The sequence below is a fragment of the Achromobacter sp. JCM 18799 genome (assembly GCF_055395645.1).
Map to the genome: position 1 here is coordinate 6,104,679 of NZ_AP043866.1, position 22,171 is coordinate 6,126,849.

The window sequence follows — 22,171 nt, forward strand, 5'->3', positions numbered from 1 at the left end:
GTTTTTCGAGTTATATGTTATAGCTATAACATACAAGGAGGAAAATATGACAAAAACAACATACGATATCAAAGAAGCTATTCTAAATGCCGCTCTGTTTGTGTCTATCGTATTTATTACGACACTGGCATACAACTACATTCAGGAAAAATTGGAAAAGCGATCTATCCGATCTGAGGCGGTAACTGCATTTCAAGTGGAAGATATCCTCAAGAATGGAAGTCACCTAAATAAGGTGTTGGTAGAACAGGGGGCAAAATGAAGAAGATCCCCATATTGACAACAATTGCTCTATCAGTCGTTTCTGCTTCAGCTATGTTCGCAAATCAGAACACAATCGCTGATCTAAAGCCTCAGATGCTTCTAGCATCAAACTTCAAAGAAAAGCCTGATTTCAGACTTCAAAAACTAGAAGCTGCCATGGAGCAGCATGAAGAAGAGAAGCCTCAAGATTGGGACACTCTTGTAGATATCGTAAGAAAAGCTCGTGTAGAGCATGGCGATTACGCAATGGTGGCCACAGCCAATGTAATCATCAATCAAATCCCGTATGTTGATGGGACTGATGGCAGCTACTTCCCACCTCTCAAAGGATTTCAAAGAGGCGGTGTGGTCTGTAAAGACTATGCAGTAGCTAAATACATTCTGTTGAAAGAAGCGGGATTTCCTGCTGAAAAGATGGCTCTTTTAATCCATCAATCCGTTCTCGATCCTGAGAATGGAGCTCACGTTGTTCTAATTGTTGATATAGACAATGAGCTATGGATAGCAAATCAATTTTGGAATTCTACTGCGAACGAGTTCTACAAGGACTATAAGATTGATCGCAAGAAATTCCAGAAAGAGATCAAAGAGAAAGGTGTTGCTGCATTGCGCACTGATATTTGGTTTGACAATAAGTACAACAAGAAGAGCTTAACCAAACTTCGTCATTATGCTTACACAGATAGATTAGTTCTTTCTGTGGTTAATGAATACGGCATCTTTCAGCAAGCTAAGTTTGATGCTATGCAAGCAAAATTAGCAAAGATTAAGTCTAACCGAAAGCCTAAGGCCGCTCCGAAAAAGAAGAAACAACAATCAGTGGGGGTGAGTCAAGCATGATGCCATCTTTACAAATGCGAATTATTGATTATATTGAATCTGTATAACGAGGAGAAAATATGGATTCAATTATCAAATTCGCTATGTTTCTCAATATCCTTGCTTCATTGGCATTGGTAGGAATCGTTTCCTACTATTCTTATGTTGGCATGGTTAAGTTGAGAAGTGCGATAAAAAGAAAGGAGGCGTCATGTCAAGAATAAAAGATAGACACAAAGCATTGAAGATAAATTCTGTTCATGCGCAGAAACTCGAAGAGATCCGCCTTGCCTTTGGCATGAGTAGCCGGAAGGCAGGTGCTTTCATCCTTGGCTATGTCTATGGGATAGAGAGCATCGTGAAGGAGTCGCACTCTTCCCCAAGCACCTCCAAACTAGCTGAGCAGAGAAACATCTTTCTACCGATGACAGATGAGCAATTTGATTCAGCTATAGATCAAGCTAAGAAATTGGGTTATGACTTCTCAACCATTTTCAAAGTTGCCGTGGATAAGTTCTATGAAGAATGGAAAGGAAATGGGGTCGATCTTCAAAAGACTGCATTTATTAGACGAATACTTAAAGGGCACTTATGAGCCTAGATAACAATAACAAGGAGAAACTATGATCAAAGAAATTCAATTGCCCAATGCTCAAAGAGACATCGAACTCTTGATGATTGGTTATGCACAAGATGTGCCAGGTGTGATTCAGTCCGCATTGGATCAAATAGAGGATTCATTTGAAAGGCTAACTTTCCAAGATGAAGAGGAAAGCTATACGTTCGTGAACTTCCTCACTGCTCTCTATCAAATCTTGAGGCTTCATTTTGAAGCATCTGAAATGATGAATCTTCATCCTGAGCCACTTTATTCAGATGAACGTTTTGATGATGCTGTTGTTAAGCTTGCTCAAATGTATGAGTTAGAAGACTCATCCGTTCAAGCGGCGTCCATGAAATTTCTCTTCGCTTTTGAACATATCTTAAATGGATATGAGGAGAATGCTATTTCTTGGAGGGAGTTCTTGTTTGATGGTTATGAAGAGGTTAGAAAGCATATCCTTGCTATGCAACTAGCAGCCAATAAAAAAGCCATCGATAGTGATGGCTCAAAAGGTGAAGTATGAGTTGGCAGGCTACTAAAAGAAGGGTGGAAAGAAAGCTCGATGTGGCAGCAATGTCACTCATGAAAAAAATCGTGTTTTCTTTCTACTTCCTAGCGTATGTCGGCTTCATTGCTAACTTCTTTGCTCAGGCTAAACAAACAAGCGCCAGTCAATTCATTTCCGCTTTTATCCTTCAATTGTTAGGATTCAGCTTTGTTGTTGGAGTTGTATCGCTAATCGCTTGGGTGTTGTACAAGATGCTGGGCTTTCTAATCAAGCCTTTTGTGAGTTAGTTTCTGTCGCCATAGTATGCATTGGTCATTGCCATACTTCCATGACCAGCCAATGCCATAATTTCTTGTTCATTCAATGCTTCACCCCTTCTAAGCTTTGCAAAGATGTCTGCCATACGATCAGGCATCTTTTCTTTCTCTTGCTCAATGGTTTGAGGTGATGCTCCCATTTCTTTCGCAATTTGGAAGGTATTGTTTGATCGTTGACGAATCAGCTTAGTAATCGCCGTTCGCCTTGTATCGTGAAAGTGAGGGCGGCGCTTCTCATCCTCATACATATCCAAAGCAGTCAAAGCATCAACCCAATATTGGCGAAAATTCCAATTGGTGAGTTTGAAGACCTTCCCTTGCTTTTGCTTGTTGTCACGAAGCCATTGCCTCAATTGCTCATCGTCAGGGATGGAGATTGTTCTATCTTTGCCATTCTTTGTTTTGGGAAAGTAGATAGTCCAATCATGCAGATCCACATTCTCCCAAAGACATCCCAATACCTCACTCTTTCGAGCTCCACTTTCAAGGCACAAGATGAAGACATACAACGGCTCTTGGTTCTTCTTCATGCTGAGCCATTCGCCAATCTTTGCTGCCTCATCGTCTGAGATGACTCGCTTTCGTCCGAGGTAAGGTTTTGGCTTTTCATCTCTGGGCAACATCTTGACAGGATTGATGATGCCATTGGGAAACTGAGTGGGATACATCTTATAGACTCTATCGAAGCCTGAGCTAACAATAGAGAGTTCCTTCAAGATGGTGTTGTCCTTGATGCCTGACTTCTTGCGAGATGCGATGTAGGCCATGATGAGCCAAAAGTCCACGGTATCCAGCTTGAAGTCACCAAAGGGGATGAAATCCTCACTGTAGGTTCGCTTGAGCATGGCATTGACAATGTTGTTGCCATAGCGATAGTTAGGAAATTTCGCCCCAAGATCTGCCATGTAGATCGGGATGGCAGGGATGGAACTCTCGCACCGATTCTTGTTGGTCTGCAGCGAATTGGGCGAGTGTTTGCTCAGGTAATCATCGAAGTGCTTTTGAAGCATGGAGGCTATACTCGGCATCTCCATCTGATACTTCAGATCGATGAGCTTATCCTGAGGAATGCCCATCTTGAGCCGCTTGAGTTCGTCTTCCTCGAAGGAGCGGGCTAGACTTTCCTCATCGAACACCTTGTTGATGTTCTCGCCATTCTGGCGAATTTGAACGCGCCATTTCTTCACCGAGACCTTACGCCCCGTTTGACGGTTCAGAACCTTATACGTGTATGGATATACAGCCATCAGAACCTCGACTTTGCACAACAAACTTTTGTGGGCAATCTGTTGTGCTTGAGAACGGCGAATTTGTGCAATTCGGCGCGTATGATTACCTGAAAACCCTTGAAAATCAACGGGTGCATAGCATTTTACTTCGCTTCAACAAGGCGCAGCAGGATGCCTTCCTGCCCTATGTGGAAAGCGGGCTGTTCACCTTCATCGGCGCCACCACCGAAAACCCCTCGTTCGAGGTCAATTCGGCGTTGTTGTCGCGGGCGCGGGTGTACGTGCTGCAATCGCTTACCGCCGAGGAACTGCAGCAACTGGTCGACCGCGCCGTGCAGGCCCTGAACGACGGGCTGGAAGAGGGCGAACGCATCCATGTCGAGGCCGACGCGCGTGAACAACTGGCGGCCTGGGCCGACGGCGACGCGCGCCGCCTGATCAGCGCGGTCGAAGTGGTGGCCGAGTCGGCGCAAGCCGCCGGCCGCGACACGGTGGACGCGGCCTGGCTGGAGATCTCGCTGTCGCAGAACCTGCGCCGCTTCGACAAGGGCGGCGACGCGTTCTACGACCAGATCAGCGCCCTGCACAAGTCGGTGCGCGGCTCCAACCCCGACGCCGCGCTGTACTGGTTCTGCCGCATGATCGACGGCGGCGCCGATCCCAAGTACCTCTCGCGCCGCCTGGTGCGCATGGCGGTGGAGGACATCGGCCTGGCCGATCCCCGCGCCACGGACCTGGCCGTGAACGGCGCCGATATCTATGAACGCCTGGGTTCGCCGGAAGGCGAGCTGGCGCTGGCGCAGGCCGTGGTCTACATGGCCTGCGCGGCCAAGTCGAACGCCGTCTACAACGCCTACAACCAGGCGCGCAAGTTCGCGGCCGAGCACGGCAGCGCGCCGGTGCCGATCCATCTGCGCAACGCGCCTACCAAATTGATGAAGCAGCTGGGCCATGGCAAGGCCTACCGCTACGCGCACGACGAGCCGCACGGCTACGCCGCCGCCGAGCAATATTTCCCCGATGGACTCAATCCCTCCTTCTATCGGCCGACCGATCGCGGCCTGGAGGCTAAAATCCAGCAAAAGCTGGCATTCCTGCGCGAGCTGGACGCGCAGGAACGCGCCAAGAAACGGTAACGGGCGCCGCCCGTTGCTTCACGCAACCTCACCGATATCACCATGCTAGACCCGATACTGCTGCGCAAAGACCTGCAAACCGTCGTAGACCGCCTCAAGAGCCGTGGCGTGTCCTTCGACACGGAACGGTTCAATGAGCTGGAATCCCGCCGCAAGGCCGTCCAGACCGAAACCGAGTCCCTGCAAGCCCGCCGCAACGCGCTGGCCAAGCAGATCGGCCAGCTCAAGGCCAAGGGCGAGGACGCCAGCGCCGTCATGGCCGAATCGCAGGCCGTGCCTGTGCGCCTGAAGCAGCTGGAAGAAGAGCTGGCCGCCTTGCAGCAGCCGCTCAACGAACTGCTGATGTCGGTGCCCAACCTGCCGCACGCCAGCGTGCCGCTGGGCGAATCCGCCGACGACAACGTCGAAGTGCGCCGCTGGCTGCCGGGCGCGGCTGACGCCGACGGCAATCCGCCGGCCCTGGCCTTCGAGGCCCGCGACCACGTCGCCATCGGCGAACCGCTGGGCCTGGATTTCGACATGGCCGCCAAGCTGTCCGGCGCCCGCTTCTCGTTCATGCGCGGCCCCATCGCCCGCCTGCACCGCGCGCTGTCGCAGTTCATGCTGGACCTGCAGACGGGCACGCACGGTTATACCGAGTGCTACACCCCCTACATCGTCAACGCCTCGACGCTGTACGGCACGGGCCAGCTGCCGAAGTTCAAGGACGACATGTTCGCCGTGTCCAAGGGCGGCGGCGACGACGATCCCAAGGTCGACGATCAGGGCAAGCCGTACGTGCGTGAAGACCAGTACCTGATCTCCACCTCGGAAATCACCTTGACCAGCGTGGCGCGCGACACCATCCAGGCTGCCGCCGACCTGCCGCTCAAGCTTACGGCGCACACGCCGTGCTTCCGCTCGGAAGCCGGCAGCGGCGGCCGCGATACCCGCGGCATGATCCGCCAACACCAGTTCGACAAGGTCGAAATGGTGCAGATCACCCAGCCGGATCAGTCCTACGAGGCGCTGGAAGACATGGTGGGCCACGCCGAGCGCGTGCTGCAGCTGCTGGGCCTGCCGTACCGCGTGGTGCTGCTGTGCACGGGCGACATGGGCTTTGGTTCGGCCAAGACCTATGACCTGGAAGTGTGGCTGCCGGCGCAGAACACCTGGCGCGAGATTTCCTCGGTGTCGAACTGCGAAACCTTCCAGGCCCGCCGCATGCAGGCGCGCTTCCGCAATGCCCAGGGCAAGCCGGAATATGTGCACACGCTCAACGGTTCCGGTCTGGCTGTGGGCCGCGCGCTGGTCGCCGTGCTGGAAAACCACCAGCAAGCCGACGGCAGCGTGCTGATTCCGGAGGCGCTGCAGCCTTACATGGGCGGCCTGACGGTGCTGAATCCGGCGCCGAAAGCCTGACGTTTTTCAGCTGTCCATCCGCCATTTGGCGGAGTAAAAGACGGAGCCTTCGGGCTCCGTTTTTTTTTATTATCTGTACATATTCCTGTCGCCTCACGCCATTAAGCTGACCGCGCGAGTGTTTGATTATGATGTGAGCAATTGTGTATTCCAATAAAAGGGCCGGATAGTTACGGCACAATATGCCCCGTGTGCTACACGCTTCATTCACTTAAATAACAAGGAGTTGCCCATGACTTCAAGAATGATTGGAGATTTTCGTGTGAGATGCTCCGTGGCTCAGGAAGACGAGCAGGGCTACCGCGTGCAGATATGGACCCGCCGTGTTGGCGGCACCGCGCCGGAAAAATGCTGGACCGTGCCCGGACAGGCGCCGTTTTCGAGCCTGCACGAAGCCGAGCAGGAAAGCCTGCAACTGTTCCAAGGCATCAACGGCGTGCGTTTCAACGGTGAACCGGAGTTTGCCCATGCGTCCGCATAATGGTTGGTGGCGGTCGTCGAGCGAGCCCCGCCGTTGGATCGATCTCGTTCAGGAAACGCCGCGGTGGAGCGATGGCAAGGCCAGCAAAACCCCGCAGCAACCGGCCGTGCTGGCTGGCAAACCCGTGCAGGCGCCCGCAGCCTGAGGGGTATTTCACCGGGCACCGGACATTGCCCGCAGAAAAAAAAGGCCACTCTTGCGAGTGGCCTTTGTCGTTTCCGGGGCAACCGGCCTGCGCTTGACGCGCGGCCCGCAGCTTAATCGTCGTGGTCGTGTCCGCGGCCCCGGCCGCGGTAATAATCGTGTCCGTGTCCGCGCCCGCGGCCATAGTAGTAGCCGCGGTCATAGTAGCGGCCGCCGCCGCGGTAATACACCGGCGCCGGATAGACCACCGGCGGTGCGACGTACACCGGCGCGGGGCGGTAATAGACGGGCGGCGGGGGCGGCACGTATACCGGCTGCGGCGCGACGTAGACCGGCGCGGGGTACACGACCCCCGGTATGCCGATCGAGATGCCGACGTCCACCCGAGCCAGGGCGACGCTGGAGATCAGCAGACCAGCGGCACCAGCACCAGCGATAAGCCATTTTTTCATCTTGCACCTGCCTGCCGCGTGACGCAGCAAAGTTGAGTATTCGTTGAGCTTATTTTCGGGCTTTTTGCGCTGGCAGAAGTAAGCGGGCCGGCCTCAATCGCGACAATCCGCAACCGTCCCCGTCCAGGTGGCATGGGGCTTGCTGCCACGCAGCAGCGCAGGTCCGCTCTGACGCGGCCGCGATTGAAATGGATTGAAATCGCCTGGAATCAGGTGAAGCCGGATAGCCAGGTTACAGGCAGTCACCATCCGCCCCTGTTTCCGCGTAACGACGTTGCGCGGGCGCACCAGTTTTTGGGGGCGGGGCTAGTGTGGTGTCTCAAAAGTAATCATCAAATAATGGTACTCGCTGCCCGCGCCACAGATGCCAAGATGGTGTCCGCACTTTTATGCCACACGAACGGCTTGGGATCCTCGTTGTGACGATCAATGTATTCCCGTATGGATTGCTCCAGCTGAGCAACGCTGGTGTGGGCGCTGCGCTTGATCCACTGCTCGCTGATCTGGCTAAAGAAACGCTCGACCAGATTGAGCCAGGACGCTGAGGTGGGCGTGAAGTGAACGTGGTAGCGAGGATGGGCTGCTAGCCAGGCCCGCACTGCCTGCGTCTTGTGCGTGCCGTAGTTGTCCATGATCAGGTGGATGTCTTGTTCGCCAGGCACCGCTGCATCGATGGCTTTGAGGAACTGCAGGAATTCCACACTGCGGTGACGGCGCTTGAGCTGTCCTATGACTTTGCCAGTGGCCACATCCAGCGCTGCAAACAGCGACGTTGTGCCATGGCGCTTGTAATCGTGCGTGCGCGTGCTGGGTTTGCCAAACGTCAGTGGTAACCCTGGTTGGGTGCGATCCAGAGCCTGGATCTGGCTCTTCTCGTCCACGCACAGCACCAAGGCGCGATCGGGTGGTGCCATATACAGCCCCACCACATCCCGTACCTTGTCCACGAAATGGGGATCCGTCGATAGCTTGAAGGTTTCTTGCAGGTGCGGCTTCAGCCCAAAGGCATGCCAGATGCGCTGCACCGTCGCGGGCGATACGCCAGCGTGCCGACTCATCTGGCGCACGCTCCAGTGCGTGGCGTTGTCAGGCTTGCTCTGGCGAACCTTGTCCACAATGAGCTGAACCTGCTCGTCGCCCACACTGCGCGGGCGGCCAGCGCGCGGGGCATCGGTCAAACCCGCCAGACGATACGCCCGGTAGCGCCGCCGCCACTTGGAGACAGTTTGCACCGTCGTGCCCAAGCGTTGGGCAATCATGGTGCCCGACTCCCCATCTGCGCAGCCCAGCACGATTCGCATGCGCAGCTTCTCGTCCTCGGGCGCTTTGCGTACGCGCAGTCGCGCATGCAGCTCTGCGCGCTCGGCATCGGTGATCTGCAGCTTCGTGGCGGGGCGTCCAGGGTGGGCCATCAGCGTAGTCTCCTATAAGGAAGCTGATTCGACCAACACCGGTCAAAATAGTTCTATCTATTTTTGAGACACCACACTAGGCGTCCTGTTCCCCGTCGACCTGTTGGCGGCGGAATTCGACCACCCAGACCCAGGGGTTCGCAGCCCAGGCATGCGAGCCGTAACGCTCGCACCAGGTCAAGGCGAAGGCGGTTTGCAGCGGCACGCCCGGCAGCAGGGCGGAGCTTTGGTACAAGGCTTGCGTGCCTTCGGCGCGGGCATCGGCTTCGGACAGCGTTTGCAGGCGCTGGACGCGCACCCCCACGATAACGGCGGTGGCGAAGGTATTGCCGGCTTCGTCGGTCAATTCGATGCTGTCGCCGGATTTTCCAAATGGACACCTGACCCAGCTGGAGGTTTTGCGCAATTCGGATGGATGATCCAGCGACGGGCCCATGGCTACCCATCTGCCGGAATCCGCAGCGTCCGCATACCAGACCGTGGTCAGTTTGGTCGGTTGCGGCTTGAGGATGCGCCGGCTCTGCACTTTACGGCCGTCCAAAACAGCTTGTTTAAGCGGCTCGCTGAATTGAAGAGACTGCCTTTTCATACGCTCGCGGTTCCTCCAACGATCAAAGCATATGCGCCAATGCGGCGACAGCCTGGTCGACGCATGCCTACTGTGCGGGCGGTTTGGGCCTGGAATCGGGAAGTATGCCGCCTCAACGCCATCATGTCAGGCATGACCTGGATTTATGTGTCTTTTTGAATACGGCGCGGGGATGTTTGTATACTCGAAACATGACTACGAACCTGCATGATCTCAAGCCGGGTTACTACTGGTACACCATGGCAAACGACCCGCTCGCCATTATTCATATCCACGAGGATGGCGGCGCCACGCTGATGGGTACGGATTACCGCATCGGCGCCGAAGGCGTGGCCGACATGGTCCGCCAGGGTGAACGCTTCTTCTGGATAGAACCGCCCCAAGCCTGAGCTTGATGGCGCGTGCCGCCTGGTCTGCGCAAGGCCGGCCGCCACGCGCGGCGCCTGGAATCCTGCCATGACCGATCTGTTTTTGAAGAATGTCCGCGCCCCGCAAGGCGGCGCGGTGGACGTGCTGGTGCGCGACGGACGTATCCAGAGCATCGGGTCCGGCCTCGCCGCCGCGCCCGGCGTGCCTGTCGAGGACGGCGCCGGCGCCTTGCTGCTGCCCGGCCTGGTCGAAGGCCATACGCACCTGGACAAGACCACCTGGGATTCGCCCTGGTACGTGAACGAAGTGGGCCCGGCGCTGACCGACCGCATCGAGAACGAACGCGTCTGGCGCGCCCGCAGCGGTCATGACGCGGCCAGCCATTCGCGCGCCCTGGCGCTGGCCTTCCTGCGCGAAGGCGCGACCCGCATCCGTACGCACGTGGATATCGATACCGATGCCGGGCTGCGCCACCTGGAGGGCGTGCATGCCACGCGCCAGGAGCTGGCCGGACGTGTCGAGATCCAGACCGTGGCCTTTCCCCAGTCGGGCCTGCTGATCCGGCCCGGTACGGCCGAACTGCTGGACCAGGCGCTGGCGCAGGGCGCGGACGTGCTGGGCGGGTTGGATCCCTCGGCCATAGACCGCGATCCGGCGAGGTCGCTCGACGTGCTGTTCGGCCTGGCGGACAAGCATCGCAAGCCTGTTGATATCCATCTGCACGAGCCGGGCGAATTGGGCGCCTTTACCCTGGACCTGATCCTGGACCGCGTCCAGGCGCTGGGCATGCAGGGCAAGGTCGTCATCAGCCACGCCTTCTGTCTGGGCGGCGTGGACGCCAAGCGGCTGGACGGCCTGCTGCGGCGGCTGGCTGCGCTGGATGTGGCCTTGCTGACGACGGCGCCGCCGTCGCGGCCCGTGCCGGCCGTGCGCGCCTGCCGCGAGGCGGGGGTGACGATCTTCGGCGGCAACGACGGCATTCGCGATACCTGGACTCCCTACGGCAGCCCCGACATGCTGGCGCGCGCCATGCTGATCGGCCTGCGCAACGACCTGCGGCGCGACGACGAGGTCGAATGGGCGTTCGATTGCGTGACCGCGGCGGCGGCCCGCGCCTGCGGTTTCGCGGACTATGGCCTGGCGCCGGGTTCGCGCGCGGATCTGGTGCTGGTCGACGCCAGCTGTATTGCGCAAGCCGTGGCGACGCGTGCGCCGCGCCGCCTGGTGGTGTCGGGCGGCGTGGTCGTGGCCCGCGACGGCCGCGACGCAAACGCACAGGACTGATCTTCCGGGCTTAGTCCAGGCCGAGCTGAGTCTCGGCCATTTCCACGAAGGCCTGCATCAGCGCCGAACGCACGCCGGAGCGCAGCCAGATCGCGCCCACGGTGCGCACCGGGCAGGGCGGCGGCAGAGGCCAGCGCCTGACGCGGGCTGACGGTTCTCCGATGGTCGCCCAATCCGGCAGCAGCGCCACGCCCAATCCTTCCGACACCAGCTTGGCAATGGAATCGATTCCATCCAGCTCGAAGCGTACGTGCGGCCGCAGGCTGCGCGCGCGCAGGTAGTCGTCGGCCATCTTGCCGCCCACCACGCTGCGGTCATAGCAGATGTAGGGTTCGCGCGCGATGACTTCCAGCGGGTCGCGCACCTTCATGTCGGCCGGCGTGACCAGCACCAGCGGCTCTTGCCGCAGGTCGCGCCAGGCGCAGGTCTTGGGGATGGCGAACAAGGGATGCACCAGCAGCGCGCCGTCCAGTTCGCCGGACAGCACCTTGCCGTAGAGCAGGGTGGTGGGCGCCGGTTCTATGTAGATTTCAATATGGGGATGGCGCGCAGTCCAGGCGCGCAGCACGGGCGGCATGATGCCGGTCAGCGCGGTGGGCGTGGCGCCCAGGCGCAGCGGACCGGCCGGCAGTTCGGTGTCGGACGCAGCCGAACGCAGGTCGCGCACGTCGCGCAGGACGGCGCGGGCACGCTCCAGGATCCGCACGCCGGCCTGCGTGGGCTTCACCGTGCGGCCGGAGCGCGCGATCAAGGCGCTGCCCATGTCCGCTTCCAGCGCGCGCAGGCGCTGCTGCACCGTGGCGGGCGTCAGCCCCTGGTGGCGCGCGGCCTGGGCGATGGAGCCCAGTTCCACCACGTGCACATAGGTTTGCAGAAAGCGCGAATCCACGGGCCGGACCCTCCTGAAAAGATGCTTTTTCCATATTCTAAAGATGGATGAAGATAATTGTTGTTTTCTTTGGCCACGGCAAGAATACGGTCAGAGCGTTGAGGCCCCGCATGCCGCGCCGGCCCCGCCCGACCATCCCGATTACCAAGGAGCCAGTTGTGCCCATCATTGAATCCATAGACGTGTGCGCCGCCGCGGTGCCCCTGGACAAGGTCACCTCGTTTTCGAATCGCACCGTGTCGACGCGGCACTACGGCCTGGTGAAGGTCCGTTCCTCCGACGGCGTGGAAGGCATCGGCTTCTGCTACGTGGGCAGCGCCGGCGGCGCCATCTTTGAGGCCGCGGTGCAGAACCTGCTGGGTCCGGTGCTGCTGGGCAAGGATTCGCTCGCCGTCGAAGGCCTGTGGCAGGCGATGTACCAGGAAGCCCTGCTGCAAGGCCGGCAAGGCACGGTGATGCGCGCATTGAGCGCCCTGGATATCGCGCTGTGGGACCTGAACGCCAAGACCGTCGGCCTGCCGCTGCACAAGTATCTGGGCGCGGTCGAACTCGAAACCGTGCCGGCCTATGCCAGCGGCGGCTACTACCTCGACGGCAAGACGCCCCAGCACCTGGGCGAAGAAATGGCGAGCTACGTGGATAAGGGCTTTCGCGCCGTCAAGATGAAGACGGGCCGCCTGTCCCCGGCCGAGGAAGAGGCGCGCCTGAAGGCGGCGCGCGAGGCCATCGGCCCCGACGTCGAGTTGATGATGGACTGCAACAACGCCTGGCAGGACGTGACGCAGGCCATGCAGTACATCCGCCGCTTCGAACAGTACGATCCGTACTTCATCGAAGAACCCTTCGGCCCCGACGACATCGACAGCCACGCCAAGCTGGCGCGCCTGACGCGCCTGCCCATCGCCACCGCCGAGATCGGCTATGGCCGCTGGTATCACAAGGAGTTGCTGGACAAGGGCGCCGCAGGCATCCTGCAGACCGATGCCGCCGTCTGCGGCGGCATCACCGAATGGAAGCGCATCGCCGCCACCGCCGCCAGCTACGGCGTCGTGGTTTGCCCGCACTGGTTCCATGACGTGCATGCGCCGCTGGTCGCCGCGACGCCGAATGCGCGCTACGTCGAATTCTTCTGGGACGATCAGGTCCTGAACTTCCGCAGACTGGTCGACCGCCAGTTGACGCACAAGCAGGGACGCGTGGTGCTGCATCAGGAGCCTGGCCTGGGTTTCGGTTTCGACGAGCGCATGGTCGAGCGCTACGGCAAGTGGAGCCGGGTCGCTGGCTGAGGGTAGGGGGCGCGGCCTGCCGGCCGCGCGCCGCAGCGCAGGAACATCGCAGCCAGGCCGCGCCAGACGGCCGGCAGCGGTGAGCAGTGACAGTATTCCAAGAACCAGTCGCCGGCCATCGGACCGGCGCGCGAGGAGACAGCAATGCAACGTAGGCAATTCATGACCGGCGCCGCGGCGCTGGGGGCCGCGCTGGTCCTGCCGGCGACGGCGCGGGCGCAAGACCTGCCGCAGGGGCCGGTGAAGATCGTGGTGGGCTTTCCCGCCGGCGGCGGCACCGACGTGCTGGCGCGCCTGCTGGGGCAGAAGCTGGGCGTGATGTGGAATATTCCCGTCATCGTCGAAAACCGCGCGGGCGCGGCCGGCATCATCGCCGCCGAACAGGTGGCGCGCCAGCCCAACGACGGCAATACGCTGTTGATGGCGCACGTCAACAGCCATGGGATCGCGCCGGGCCTGCAGCCCAAGCTGGCCTATTCGGTGGAGCGCGACTTCACGCCGATCGCCCTGGTCGGCAAGACGCCCACCATCTTGCTTGGCGGCGCCTCGCAACCCGCCAAGACGCTGCCCGAGCTGGTTGCGCTGTGCAAGGCGCAGCCGGGCAAGATCGTGTTCGGTTCGGCCGGCAGCGGTTCGGCGCAGCACCTGGCGCTGGAGATCTTCAAGGCCCGCGCGGGGATCGACGTGCTGCACGTGCCCTACAAGGGCTCGGCTCCCTTGATGAATGACCTGCTGGGCGGCCACGTGCAGTACTGCTTCGAAGGCATGACCACCGCCACGCCGCTGGTGCAGTCCGGCAAGGTGATCGCGCTGGCGCAGACCTTGCAGCAGCGCTCCAAGAGCCACCCCAACGTGCCGACCGTGGCCGAACAGGGCTATCCCGGATTCGAGGCCAGCATCTGGTTCGGCATGGTCGGTCCGGGCAAGATGCCCGCCGCCATGGTCCAGCGCATGAACCAGGACATCGACCGGGTGTTGGCGATGCCGGACGTGCAGGAAAAGCTGGCGCAGGTGGGGGCGGAGGACGGCGGCGGCAGCGTCCAGCGCTTTGCCGACTTCATGAAGCAGGAGCAGCAGAAGTACGCCCAGACCATACGCGACGCGAAGATCGTGGCGGAGGGCTGAGGCGGCGCCAGTGAGCGGAAATTGATGGAGACATTGGCCCCCCAAAAAGTGTAAAAAGATATAACCTCGCCAGCCGGCGATCCCAGGGGACGGCCTCGATGCCGCGCAAGCTTGTAATCGGCATCGCCATCGCTCTCGCCGCCGCCGCGGCCCTGTTGCCCATCGGCTTCGCGCTGCACATGTCCTGGTCCCGCGCCGTCGCGGGCGAGCAGCGCTATCTGGACGACCAGGCTCAGCGCATCCTGAGGGACACCCAGGAGCTGCTGGACCAGACCGTGGCCACGCTACGCGATCTGGACGAGCTGGCATTCGAGCCCTGTTCGCCCCAGCACATCCGCCATATGCGGGCGCTGGCCCTGCGGGACCGGGCCGTGGACGATCTGGCCTATGTGGCGGGCGGGATCGTCCAGTGCACCACCTGGGGCGTGCCCAGCTACGAAGAGCCGCTGATTCCGGCCCAGGTCGAACTGACCAACGGCGGACGCCTGTTGCTGGATGCGGTGCCCGTCTTGAGTCCCGGCATCAGGATGGTGGCGGTGCGCCACGGCGATTACAGCGCCTTGTTCGAACCCGGCCGGTTCACTGAAAAGGCGCTCACGGACGGCGCGCAACTCGCCGTGGTCCTGCCGGGCGTGGGCATGCTGGGAACCCGCAACGACCCCGATCTCGTGCTGGTGTCGCAGGCGCTGAATGGCGGCAAGCTGGACATCGACGAGGCCTACCTCAGCGCCGTCGCGCGCAATGCGGACCTGGCCGTCGTCCTGCTCGAACCGCAGACCGAAGCGCTGGACATGCTGCCGCGCGAGCGCCTGTTCTGGCTGCCCATGGGGACGCTGGTCGCGGCCGCCATGATCGCGCTGGTCGTCTGGCTGTCGCGCCGGCGCCTGTCGATCGCGGGCGAACTGGCCGCCGGCATCAGGCGGCGGGAATTCGTCGTCCACTACCAGCCCATCATCGACCTGCGCACAGGCCGCTGCATCGGCGCCGAGGCGCTGGTGCGCTGGATCCGGCGCGGCGGCAAGACCCTGAGACCCGACCTGTTCATCTCGATCGCCGAAGACAACGGCCTGATGGCCCGCATCACCGAAGAGGTGTTTCGCCTGGTGATCCGGGATATGGAGGAGCTGCTGGGCGAGGACCGGGGAGCGCACATCTCCGTCAACCTGAGCGCCAGCGATCTCAAGGATGGCGGGGCATTGCGGGTGTTGCAGCGCATGCTGGAAGGCACGGTCATCGATCCGCGGCAGATCTGGCTGGAAGCCACCGAGCGCGGCTTCATGGACGTGGACAAGGCCTGCAGCGTCATCGAACAGGCCCGTGCGCAAGGCCATGCCGTGGCCATCGATGACTTCGGCACGGGCTACTCCAGCCTGTCCTATCTGCAGCGGCTGCCGCTCGACTCGCTGAAGATCGACAAGTCCTTCGTCGACACCATCGGCACCGATTCCGCGACCCACAAGGTCACGGACCACATCATCGACATGGCCAAGTCGCTGAACCTGCTGACTGTGGCCGAAGGCATCGAGCGCCAGGAACAGGAAGACCACCTGAAAGCGCGCGAGGTGGATTTCGGCCAGGGTTGGCTGTACGGCAAGCCCATGCCGGCGCCGGAGTTCATCGCGTACTACAAGAAAAACGTGGCCAGCACGCCGCCGCCCAGCCGGCTGCCCGACGCGCGGAGGTGAGGCCGGGGGGCGCGGCTTTGTCCTGATCGGTCGCCTGGATCCGTGCCGTGCCGTTTTCATCGCTTCGGGAAATCCCGCATTGTTCTCACGTCTGCCAAATCGGAATAATAGAATCAGAATTCACATTCTGAAATGGCGGGCCACGACAGCTTGATGGGCGGCGAAGGTGGAGGAGGGCCGTTGCTGGCGTTGTCGATATGGCTGACCACAACAAATCTCGGGAGACATGCGTGCGCCAAGATGTAGCCATTCGTCAGTGGGGGCAGTTGCCCCGGTCAGGTTTGCCAACGCAACAGGATTGCGCCGGCTGTAGGTTGCCGCTGCTTGTGCATGCTGGGTTCGAACCCATGCTTGTCGCCGGCGTTGGCGTCATGGTTTGCCGGATAGCTGCTTTTGCTGCGCTGGTAATGGCGATTGCCGGCGCAATAGGCCGTTGCGCCATTGATGTTCGAACGGGCGGCATTAAGCCTCGGCGCCTGTTACTGCAATTGCTTCTGTGCGGAATCCCGGTCCTGTCGTGCGCGCCTTGGGCGGATTCGAGGGCGGCCACGGTGCAGCTGTATGGCGTTGTCGATACCTTCATGATGCACGGACGCAATGGCGGAACGGGGACCGTCCGGATGGGCTCTGGCGGCGTCTCCGATTCGTTCTGGGGCATTCGGACCGTCGAAGACCTGGGCAACGGGGTGCGTGTCAGTTTTCGTCTGGAAGGCGACGTCGATACGACGAACGGCAGGCAATTGCATCCCACCAGTACGTACAACCGCGAGGCAAACATAGCGGTCAGTTCGGATGCCTGGGGCACGCTCAGGCTGGGCAGGCAATATCCCGCCGCGCTACCCGTGTCGGTGGACCCGTTCTTCTTCGTTCAACGGTTCTCGCCAGTGGCGTTCTTCCCCCAGCTCGTGACAGATCTTGGGGCAGGCATCGCCCCGCTGCCGCAGCGGATCGACAATGCGATTTCCTACCAGACTCCATCGATGGACGGGGTAGTCATATATGCGGTGTATGCCCCGCGGTACTCCGGGAATGTAGGCACAGGCGAAATCAGCCGCAATAGCGACAAGTTCGTCAATGGCTATGCGGGCATCCAGACGAACTACTCGCGCGGTCCGTGGTCGCTTGGCGCATCCTACGGTGCGATAAGGCCGGCGAATCCTGTGGGGCGTAACAAGGTTCCGCTGGATTCGTCCCGTACCGATGTGATCGCCATCAGCGCCGCCCATACGACGGGCGCGCTGCAGACATCCATTGGATACGGCAGGATCAGTTCCAACGTGCCCGGCACATACGGCGCTCAGATGATGTCGGTCGGCTCCTTGCTGCTGCAAGGCCCGCACGTGTTTCGAGCGTTGCTTTTGTACCGGACCATCAATGGCCGATCAGATCGCGCCTTTGGCGGGGTGCTCGGCTACGACTATCAGCTGTCCAAGCGGGTTAGCGTTTACACGCGGATGGCGGGCTTCTTGAATAGCTCAGGGTCCGCTTTTGGCATCGCCGCCAACGTTCCGCGGGAGATGGGCGCCACGACCACGACGCTCGCCTTTGGCATCTCGCAACGATTTTGAGCCCTTGTTTTTGAGCCCTTGTGTCAGGTGCGGCGGCGACACCTGCCGCACGCCGCTCAGCGCGCCTGCGGCTCCACCCAGCCCGCCGTCGCCGAGATCGAGCGCGCCTTCTCGCTGAGCAGTCGCGCGGTATCGGATTGCAGGTCGTCGTCGATGGCGCCCACCGGCCCCATCAGCGTAATGGCGGCCTTCATCTCGCCCAGCATGTCGAATATGGGCGCGGACAGCGACGTGAAGTGCGGCAGCAGCGCGTCGCGGCAACGGCTGAGGTGGTGCTCCAGCACTTCCTCGCGGATGGCCTGCACGTCCTTTTGCGTATAGGACTTGCCGCCGTACCCGTCCGAGCCGGCTGAGGCCATTTCCTGTTCCAGCAGTTCGCGCGTGCTGGCTTCCGGCAGGTGCGCCAGGAAGTTGCGGCCCAGCGCCGAGGACAGCAGCGGCAGCACGCTGCCCACGCGCAGTTCCAGTAGGGGGCGGCTGCGGGCGCCTTCGACGCGGTAGACGATGGTCGGGCCCTTGTTGCCCCACACGCCCAGGAACACGGTGTGGCCGGTGATCGCGGCCACTTCGGCCATGATGGGCCGGGCGGTGGTGAATACGTCGAACTGTTCCAGGGCCGCCAGGCCCAGCCGCAGGGCATAGGGCCCCAGGCCGTAGTGGCCGGTATCCGCGTGCTGCTGCACCACGCCCACCTTCTGGAAGCTGACCAGGTAGTAGTGGACGTTGGGCACCGTCAATTCACAGGCGTCCGCGATTTCCTTCAGGGGCAGGGGACGGCCGGCCTTGCGGATGACGTCCAGGATCCGGAACCCCACTTCGATCGACTGGATGCCCCTGCGCGCGGCGGCAGGCGCCTGTTCCGCGTTCTTTTCCATCTTGCCGGCGGGCCTTGCCATTGCTGCCTCCACTGTTTTTCTGGCGCGAGTGTAGCAGCGGGGCGTCGCGCTTCCGGCCAGGAGGCGCGACCGTCGCGCCGGGTTTTCCCTAGCTTTTTCAGGCCTTGGTTTAAGTTTGATAATAGTTAATGACTACAGCATTATCAATCTAAAGCGATTGGGGAAAGCAGGCATGGAAGCGAATGTGGCAATGCAGCGGATCGACGCCGGTCCGACGCTCAGCAGGAAGGAGGAACGCCAGGTGGTGGTGGCCTCGACCCTGGGCACCTTGTTCGAGTGGTACGACTTTTTCATCTACGGGACCCTGGCCGTCTTCATGAGCCAGGTGCTGTTCCCGCAGGACAACCCCACCGTGGCGCTGCTGGCCGCGCTGGGCGCGCTGGCGGTGGGCTTCATCATCCGGCCCCTGGGCGCGGTGATGTTCGGCTACCTGGGCGACAAGCTGGGCCGCAAGTACACCTTCCTCATCACCGTGGTGATGATGGGCGGCGCGACCGTCCTGATCGGCTGCCTGCCCACCTATGAATCAGCCGGCCACCTGTCGTGGATCCTGCTGCTGACCCTGCGCGTGGTGCAGGGGCTGGCGGTGGGCGGCGAGTACGGCGGCGCGGTCATCTACGTGGCCGAACACTGCGAACCCAAGCGCCGCGGGCTGCTGACGGGCTGGATCCAGATCACCTCGTCGGCGGGCCTGATCCTGTCCTTGATCGTGATCCTGTGCACCCAGGCGTCCATGAGCGCCGAGGATTTCCGCCAGTGGGGCTGGCGCCTGCCGTTCATCCTGTCGATCGTGATGCTGGCGATTTCGATCTACGTGCGCGCCAAGCTGCACGAGTCGCCCGTGTTCACCCGCATGAAGCAGCAGAACCGCCTGTCCAAGAATCCGGTCAAGGAGACCTTCGGCCAATGGTCCAGCCTGCGGCTGGTGCTGCTGGCGCTGATCGGCGTCACCGCCGGCCAGGGCGCCACCTACTTCACCGGCCAGTTCTACGTCATGATCTTCATGCAGCAGGCCGTGCAGCTGGACCAGACCAGCGTCTACACGCTGATCCTGATCGGCTTCATCATCGGCGCGCCGACCTTTGTGCTGTTCGGCTGGCTGTCGGACCGCATCGGCCGCAAGTGGATCATGATGGTCGGCCTGTTCGTTGCCGCCATCGGCTACCACTCCATGTTCGACGTGCTGCTCAAGGCGGGCAACCCGGCCCTGGCGCAAGCTATGCAGAGCACGCCGGTGCGCGTGCATGCCGATACCAGCGGCGGCGCCTGCGACTTCGGGCTGCAGGCCGCCATGATCGGCAGCCATGCCGACCACAAGAGGGTCTGCGTGCAGGCCAAGAAATTCCTGGTGGGCAAGGGCATCAACTTTGAATACGCCGCGCCGCTGCCCGGCCAGAGCATCGCCATGAGCGTGGGCGGCACGACCGTCAACGGCTTTGACCGCGCCGCCTACACCAGCGCGCTGACGGCCGCCGGTTATCCGGAGCGCGCCGATCCCGCGCGCGTCGACCGCACGACCATCATCCTGATCCTGGTGCTGATGACGGCCGTGGTCGCCATGGTCTACGGCCCGGTGGCGTCCTATCTGGTCGAACTGTTCCCGGCCCGTATCCGCTATACGGCGCTATCCTTCCCGTACCACATCGGCGCCGGCATCTTCGGCGGCATCGTGCCCTTTACCGCCACCTATCTGGCCCAGGCCAGCGGCAATATCTTTGGCGGCCTGATGTATCCGGTCGTGGTGACCGCGGTGGTCGGCGTCATCGGCAGCCTGTTCCTGCCGAACACCCGTGCCCGCGCCATCGACGAAGACGCTGCACACTGAGAAAAAAAGGAGAGACATGTCCACGCAACAGAGCTTCAAGGCTGCCGTCATCCAGGCGGCGTCCATTCCCACCGACAGCGTCGCCTGCGCCCAGAAAGCGGCATCCCTGATCCGGCAGGCGGCGGAGCAGGGCGCCCGCGTGCTGGTGTTCCCCGAGGCGTTCCTGGGCGGCTACCCCAAGGGCAACTCCTTCGGCGCGCCCATCGGCATGCGCAAGCCCGAAGGCCGAGACGCCTTCGCCAGCTATCACAACCAGGCCATCCGGCTGGATGGCGAGGAAGTCGCGCTGGTAGCCCAGGCCGCGGCCGACACCGACAGCTTCGTCGTCATGGGCTGCATCGAAGCCGACGGCGGCACGCTGTACTGCACCGTGCTGTACTTCAATGGCCGCGAAGGGCTGGCGGGCAAGCACCGCAAGCTCATGCCCACCGCCGGCGAACGCCTGATCTGGGGTTTCGGCGACGGCTCCACCATGCCCGTCTTCGACACCCCCTATGGCAAGATCGGCGCCGTCATCTGCTGGGAAAACTACATGCCCATGCTGCGCATGTACATGTACAGCCAGGGCGTGGCGCTGTATTGCGCGCCGACCGCCGATGACCGCGATTCCTGGATTCCCAGCATGCGCCACATCGCGCTGGAAGGCCGCTGCTACGTCCTCACGGCCTGCCAGCACCTGCGCCGCGATGCCTATCCCGACGATTTCGAATGCGCCTTGGGCGATGCGCCCGATACCGTGCTGATGCGCGGCGGCAGCGCCATCATCGATCCGCTGGGCGAAGTGCTGGCGGGTCCGGATTTTTCCGCCGAAACCATCCTGTACGCCGACATCAATCCCAACCAGATCCTGCGCGGCAAGTACGACTTCGACGTTTCCGGCCACTATGCCCGTCCGGACGTGTTCCAGCTGCAGGTCGACACGCGCGAAAAGCGCGCCGTGTCGGCGCTGAACGCCGGGCAGCAGGAGGCCTGATCCATGCATTTCGATTTCAGCGCCTTGCCGGCGCAGACGGTCTACAACGTGCTGACCTCGACCGTCACCCCGCGCCCGATCGCATGGCTCACCACGGTTTCCGGCAAAGGCGTTGTCAACGCGGCTCCGTTCAGCTTCTTCAACGTCATGGGGCATCAGCCGCCGACGGTCGCCATCGGCCTGATGCGCCATGCCAGCGGAGAACTGAAGGACTCCGGCGCCAACATCATCGAGAACGGCGAGTTCGTGGTGAACCTGGTGCCGGAGTCGCTGGTCGCGCAGATGAACCAGACCTGCGCCGATTACCCGGCGGACGTGGACGAGATGGCCGCGGCCGGCCTGACCGCGCTGCCGGCGTCCCATGTGCGTCCTCCGCTGATCAAGGGCTCCCCGGTGTCGCTGGAATGCGTCAGCCAGGCGACCATCGTGACCGGCCCGCGCCAGCTCGTGGTGATCGGGCGGGTGCTGGGCGCGCATGTCGACGATGCCTACGTGCTGGACGCCGAGCGCGGCTACATGGACACGCCGGCCATGGGGCTGATCGCGCGCATGCACGGCGGCGGCTGGTACGCGCGCAGCACGGATCTGTTCCAGCTGGCGCGGCCGACGGCGCCGTTGTGACACGCCAGGATTGCTGAGGAAAATGGCGGCTCGCTTGAGCCGCCTTTTTTTATGGACGACGAGCTGAAAGAGACAGGCTTCCCGGCGGTCCGTTTGCGTGGCGTCAAGGCCGCGCACCGCGAAGGATGCGAGATTGATGGCCGGCAGCCTGGCGCCGGCGACGCAAAGGGAAGAGCTTGCGTCAATTCGCTCTTCATTTCTCCCGATGCGGGCCAAATCCGCGCTGTTAGCATTCCGCCGGCTGTCTCGTCTGCCCTCGCAACAGAGGCTTTCGGCGGCATTTTTCATATACAA

General features: G+C 61.0%; 22 protein-coding genes and 1 pseudogene. 17 read left to right on the forward strand and 6 right to left on the reverse strand.

Features of this window, described 5'->3' with window-relative positions:
* Nucleotides 1-46 precede the first annotated feature (46 nt).
* The 5 genes from ACZ5YA_RS28945 (at nt 47) to ACZ5YA_RS28965 (ending at nt 2,482) form a co-directional block, all read left to right on the forward strand.
* Complete coding sequence (locus ACZ5YA_RS28945; RefSeq protein WP_464091567.1) at nt 47-262, forward strand: hypothetical protein; 216 nt, start codon at nt 47-49, stop codon at nt 260-262.
* Entirely contained in the window at nt 259-1,104 is an 846-nt protein-coding gene (locus ACZ5YA_RS28950; RefSeq protein ID WP_464091568.1) for a transglutaminase-like domain-containing protein, read from the forward strand. Before ACZ5YA_RS28945 ends, ACZ5YA_RS28950 begins: the two co-directional genes overlap by 4 nt.
* 190 nt (nt 1,105-1,294) lie before the next feature.
* The gene (locus ACZ5YA_RS28955) at nt 1,295-1,678 is read left to right on the forward strand and encodes a hypothetical protein (protein WP_464091569.1); all 384 of its coding nucleotides are present in this window, start codon (nt 1,295-1,297) and stop codon (nt 1,676-1,678) included.
* Nucleotides 1,679-1,706: 28 nt separating this feature from the next.
* Entirely contained in the window at nt 1,707-2,210 is a 504-nt protein-coding gene (locus tag ACZ5YA_RS28960; RefSeq protein ID WP_464091570.1) for a hypothetical protein, read from the forward strand.
* Nucleotides 2,207-2,482 (forward strand): hypothetical protein, encoded by a 276-nt coding sequence (locus ACZ5YA_RS28965; RefSeq protein WP_131728729.1) that lies wholly within the window; start codon nt 2,207-2,209, stop codon nt 2,480-2,482. The genes ACZ5YA_RS28960 and ACZ5YA_RS28965 overlap by 4 nt, the downstream gene beginning before the upstream one ends.
* Here ACZ5YA_RS28965 and ACZ5YA_RS28970 read toward each other — a convergent pair.
* On the reverse strand, nt 2,479-3,759 hold the full coding sequence (locus ACZ5YA_RS28970) for a tyrosine-type recombinase/integrase (protein WP_464091571.1): 1,281 nt from the start codon (nt 3,757-3,759) through the stop codon (nt 2,479-2,481). The two genes, ACZ5YA_RS28965 and ACZ5YA_RS28970, sit on opposite strands and share 4 nt — an antisense overlap.
* 131 nt (nt 3,760-3,890) lie before the next feature.
* Here ACZ5YA_RS28970 and ACZ5YA_RS28975 point away from each other — a divergent pair.
* The 3 genes and pseudogenes from ACZ5YA_RS28975 to ACZ5YA_RS28985 form a co-directional block, all read left to right on the forward strand.
* A pseudogene (locus ACZ5YA_RS28975) lies at nt 3,891-4,877 on the forward strand (replication-associated recombination protein A); the annotation flags it as partial.
* A 42-nt stretch (nt 4,878-4,919) separates the two neighbouring features.
* Nucleotides 4,920-6,278: a serine--tRNA ligase gene (gene serS / locus ACZ5YA_RS28980; RefSeq protein WP_464091572.1), complete on the forward strand. Its 1,359-nt coding sequence runs from the start codon at nt 4,920-4,922 to the stop codon at nt 6,276-6,278.
* A 232-nt stretch (nt 6,279-6,510) separates the two neighbouring features.
* Nucleotides 6,511-6,759 (forward strand): hypothetical protein, encoded by a 249-nt coding sequence (locus ACZ5YA_RS28985; protein WP_082400638.1) that lies wholly within the window; start codon nt 6,511-6,513, stop codon nt 6,757-6,759.
* Between the two features lie 257 nt (nt 6,760-7,016).
* Here the strand turns inward: ACZ5YA_RS28985 and ACZ5YA_RS28990 are convergent, their stop codons facing one another.
* From ACZ5YA_RS28990 to ACZ5YA_RS29000, 3 genes are all read right to left on the reverse strand, one after another.
* Nucleotides 7,017-7,355 (reverse strand): virulence factor, encoded by a 339-nt coding sequence (locus tag ACZ5YA_RS28990; protein WP_059373816.1) that lies wholly within the window; start codon nt 7,353-7,355, stop codon nt 7,017-7,019.
* A 332-nt stretch (nt 7,356-7,687) separates the two neighbouring features.
* Nucleotides 7,688-8,767, reverse strand: a complete 1,080-nt coding sequence (locus tag ACZ5YA_RS28995; protein WP_005801445.1) for an IS630 family transposase — start codon at nt 8,765-8,767, stop codon at nt 7,688-7,690.
* Between the two features lie 76 nt (nt 8,768-8,843).
* Complete coding sequence (locus ACZ5YA_RS29000; protein ID WP_059373817.1) at nt 8,844-9,356, reverse strand: ASCH domain-containing protein; 513 nt, start codon at nt 9,354-9,356, stop codon at nt 8,844-8,846.
* A 191-nt stretch (nt 9,357-9,547) separates the two neighbouring features.
* On the opposite strand from ACZ5YA_RS29000, the gene ACZ5YA_RS29005 reads away from it, so the two are divergent.
* The gene (locus ACZ5YA_RS29005) at nt 9,548-9,745 is read left to right on the forward strand and encodes a hypothetical protein (protein ID WP_013391913.1); all 198 of its coding nucleotides are present in this window, start codon (nt 9,548-9,550) and stop codon (nt 9,743-9,745) included.
* Nucleotides 9,746-9,812: 67 nt separating this feature from the next.
* Nucleotides 9,813-11,009: an amidohydrolase family protein gene (locus ACZ5YA_RS29010; RefSeq protein WP_251877658.1), complete on the forward strand. Its 1,197-nt coding sequence runs from the start codon at nt 9,813-9,815 to the stop codon at nt 11,007-11,009.
* A 10-nt stretch (nt 11,010-11,019) separates the two neighbouring features.
* Here the strand turns inward: ACZ5YA_RS29010 and ACZ5YA_RS29015 are convergent, their stop codons facing one another.
* Entirely contained in the window at nt 11,020-11,898 is an 879-nt protein-coding gene (locus tag ACZ5YA_RS29015) for a LysR family transcriptional regulator (RefSeq protein WP_059373819.1), read from the reverse strand.
* A gap of 158 nt (nt 11,899-12,056) precedes the next feature.
* Here ACZ5YA_RS29015 and ACZ5YA_RS29020 point away from each other — a divergent pair, with 158 nt between their 5' ends.
* From ACZ5YA_RS29020 to ACZ5YA_RS29035, 4 genes are all read left to right on the forward strand, one after another.
* Nucleotides 12,057-13,184 (forward strand): mandelate racemase/muconate lactonizing enzyme family protein, encoded by a 1,128-nt coding sequence (locus ACZ5YA_RS29020; protein WP_054450128.1) that lies wholly within the window; start codon nt 12,057-12,059, stop codon nt 13,182-13,184.
* A 144-nt stretch (nt 13,185-13,328) separates the two neighbouring features.
* Nucleotides 13,329-14,309 (forward strand): Bug family tripartite tricarboxylate transporter substrate binding protein, encoded by a 981-nt coding sequence (locus ACZ5YA_RS29025; RefSeq protein ID WP_059373820.1) that lies wholly within the window; start codon nt 13,329-13,331, stop codon nt 14,307-14,309.
* A gap of 98 nt (nt 14,310-14,407) precedes the next feature.
* Nucleotides 14,408-15,994 (forward strand): EAL domain-containing protein, encoded by a 1,587-nt coding sequence (locus tag ACZ5YA_RS29030; RefSeq protein WP_464091573.1) that lies wholly within the window; start codon nt 14,408-14,410, stop codon nt 15,992-15,994.
* Nucleotides 15,995-16,341: 347 nt separating this feature from the next.
* Complete coding sequence (locus tag ACZ5YA_RS29035) at nt 16,342-17,562, forward strand: porin (protein ID WP_464091574.1); 1,221 nt, start codon at nt 16,342-16,344, stop codon at nt 17,560-17,562.
* 56 nt (nt 17,563-17,618) lie between these two features.
* Here ACZ5YA_RS29035 and ACZ5YA_RS29040 read toward each other — a convergent pair whose 3' ends face one another.
* Nucleotides 17,619-18,458 (reverse strand): IclR family transcriptional regulator, encoded by an 840-nt coding sequence (locus ACZ5YA_RS29040; protein WP_059373822.1) that lies wholly within the window; start codon nt 18,456-18,458, stop codon nt 17,619-17,621.
* A 172-nt stretch (nt 18,459-18,630) separates the two neighbouring features.
* On the opposite strand from ACZ5YA_RS29040, the gene ACZ5YA_RS29045 reads away from it, so the two are divergent.
* Genes ACZ5YA_RS29045 through ACZ5YA_RS29055 form a run of 3 tightly spaced genes read left to right on the forward strand, consistent with a single transcriptional unit; the run spans nt 18,631 to nt 21,877 of the window.
* Nucleotides 18,631-20,283: an MFS transporter gene (locus tag ACZ5YA_RS29045; RefSeq protein WP_464091575.1), complete on the forward strand. Its 1,653-nt coding sequence runs from the start codon at nt 18,631-18,633 to the stop codon at nt 20,281-20,283.
* A gap of 16 nt (nt 20,284-20,299) precedes the next feature.
* Complete coding sequence (locus ACZ5YA_RS29050) at nt 20,300-21,256, forward strand: carbon-nitrogen hydrolase family protein (RefSeq protein ID WP_118931708.1); 957 nt, start codon at nt 20,300-20,302, stop codon at nt 21,254-21,256.
* Between the two features lie 3 nt (nt 21,257-21,259).
* Nucleotides 21,260-21,877 (forward strand): flavin reductase family protein, encoded by a 618-nt coding sequence (locus ACZ5YA_RS29055; protein ID WP_059373825.1) that lies wholly within the window; start codon nt 21,260-21,262, stop codon nt 21,875-21,877.
* The last annotated feature ends 294 nt before the right edge of the window (nt 21,878-22,171 follow it).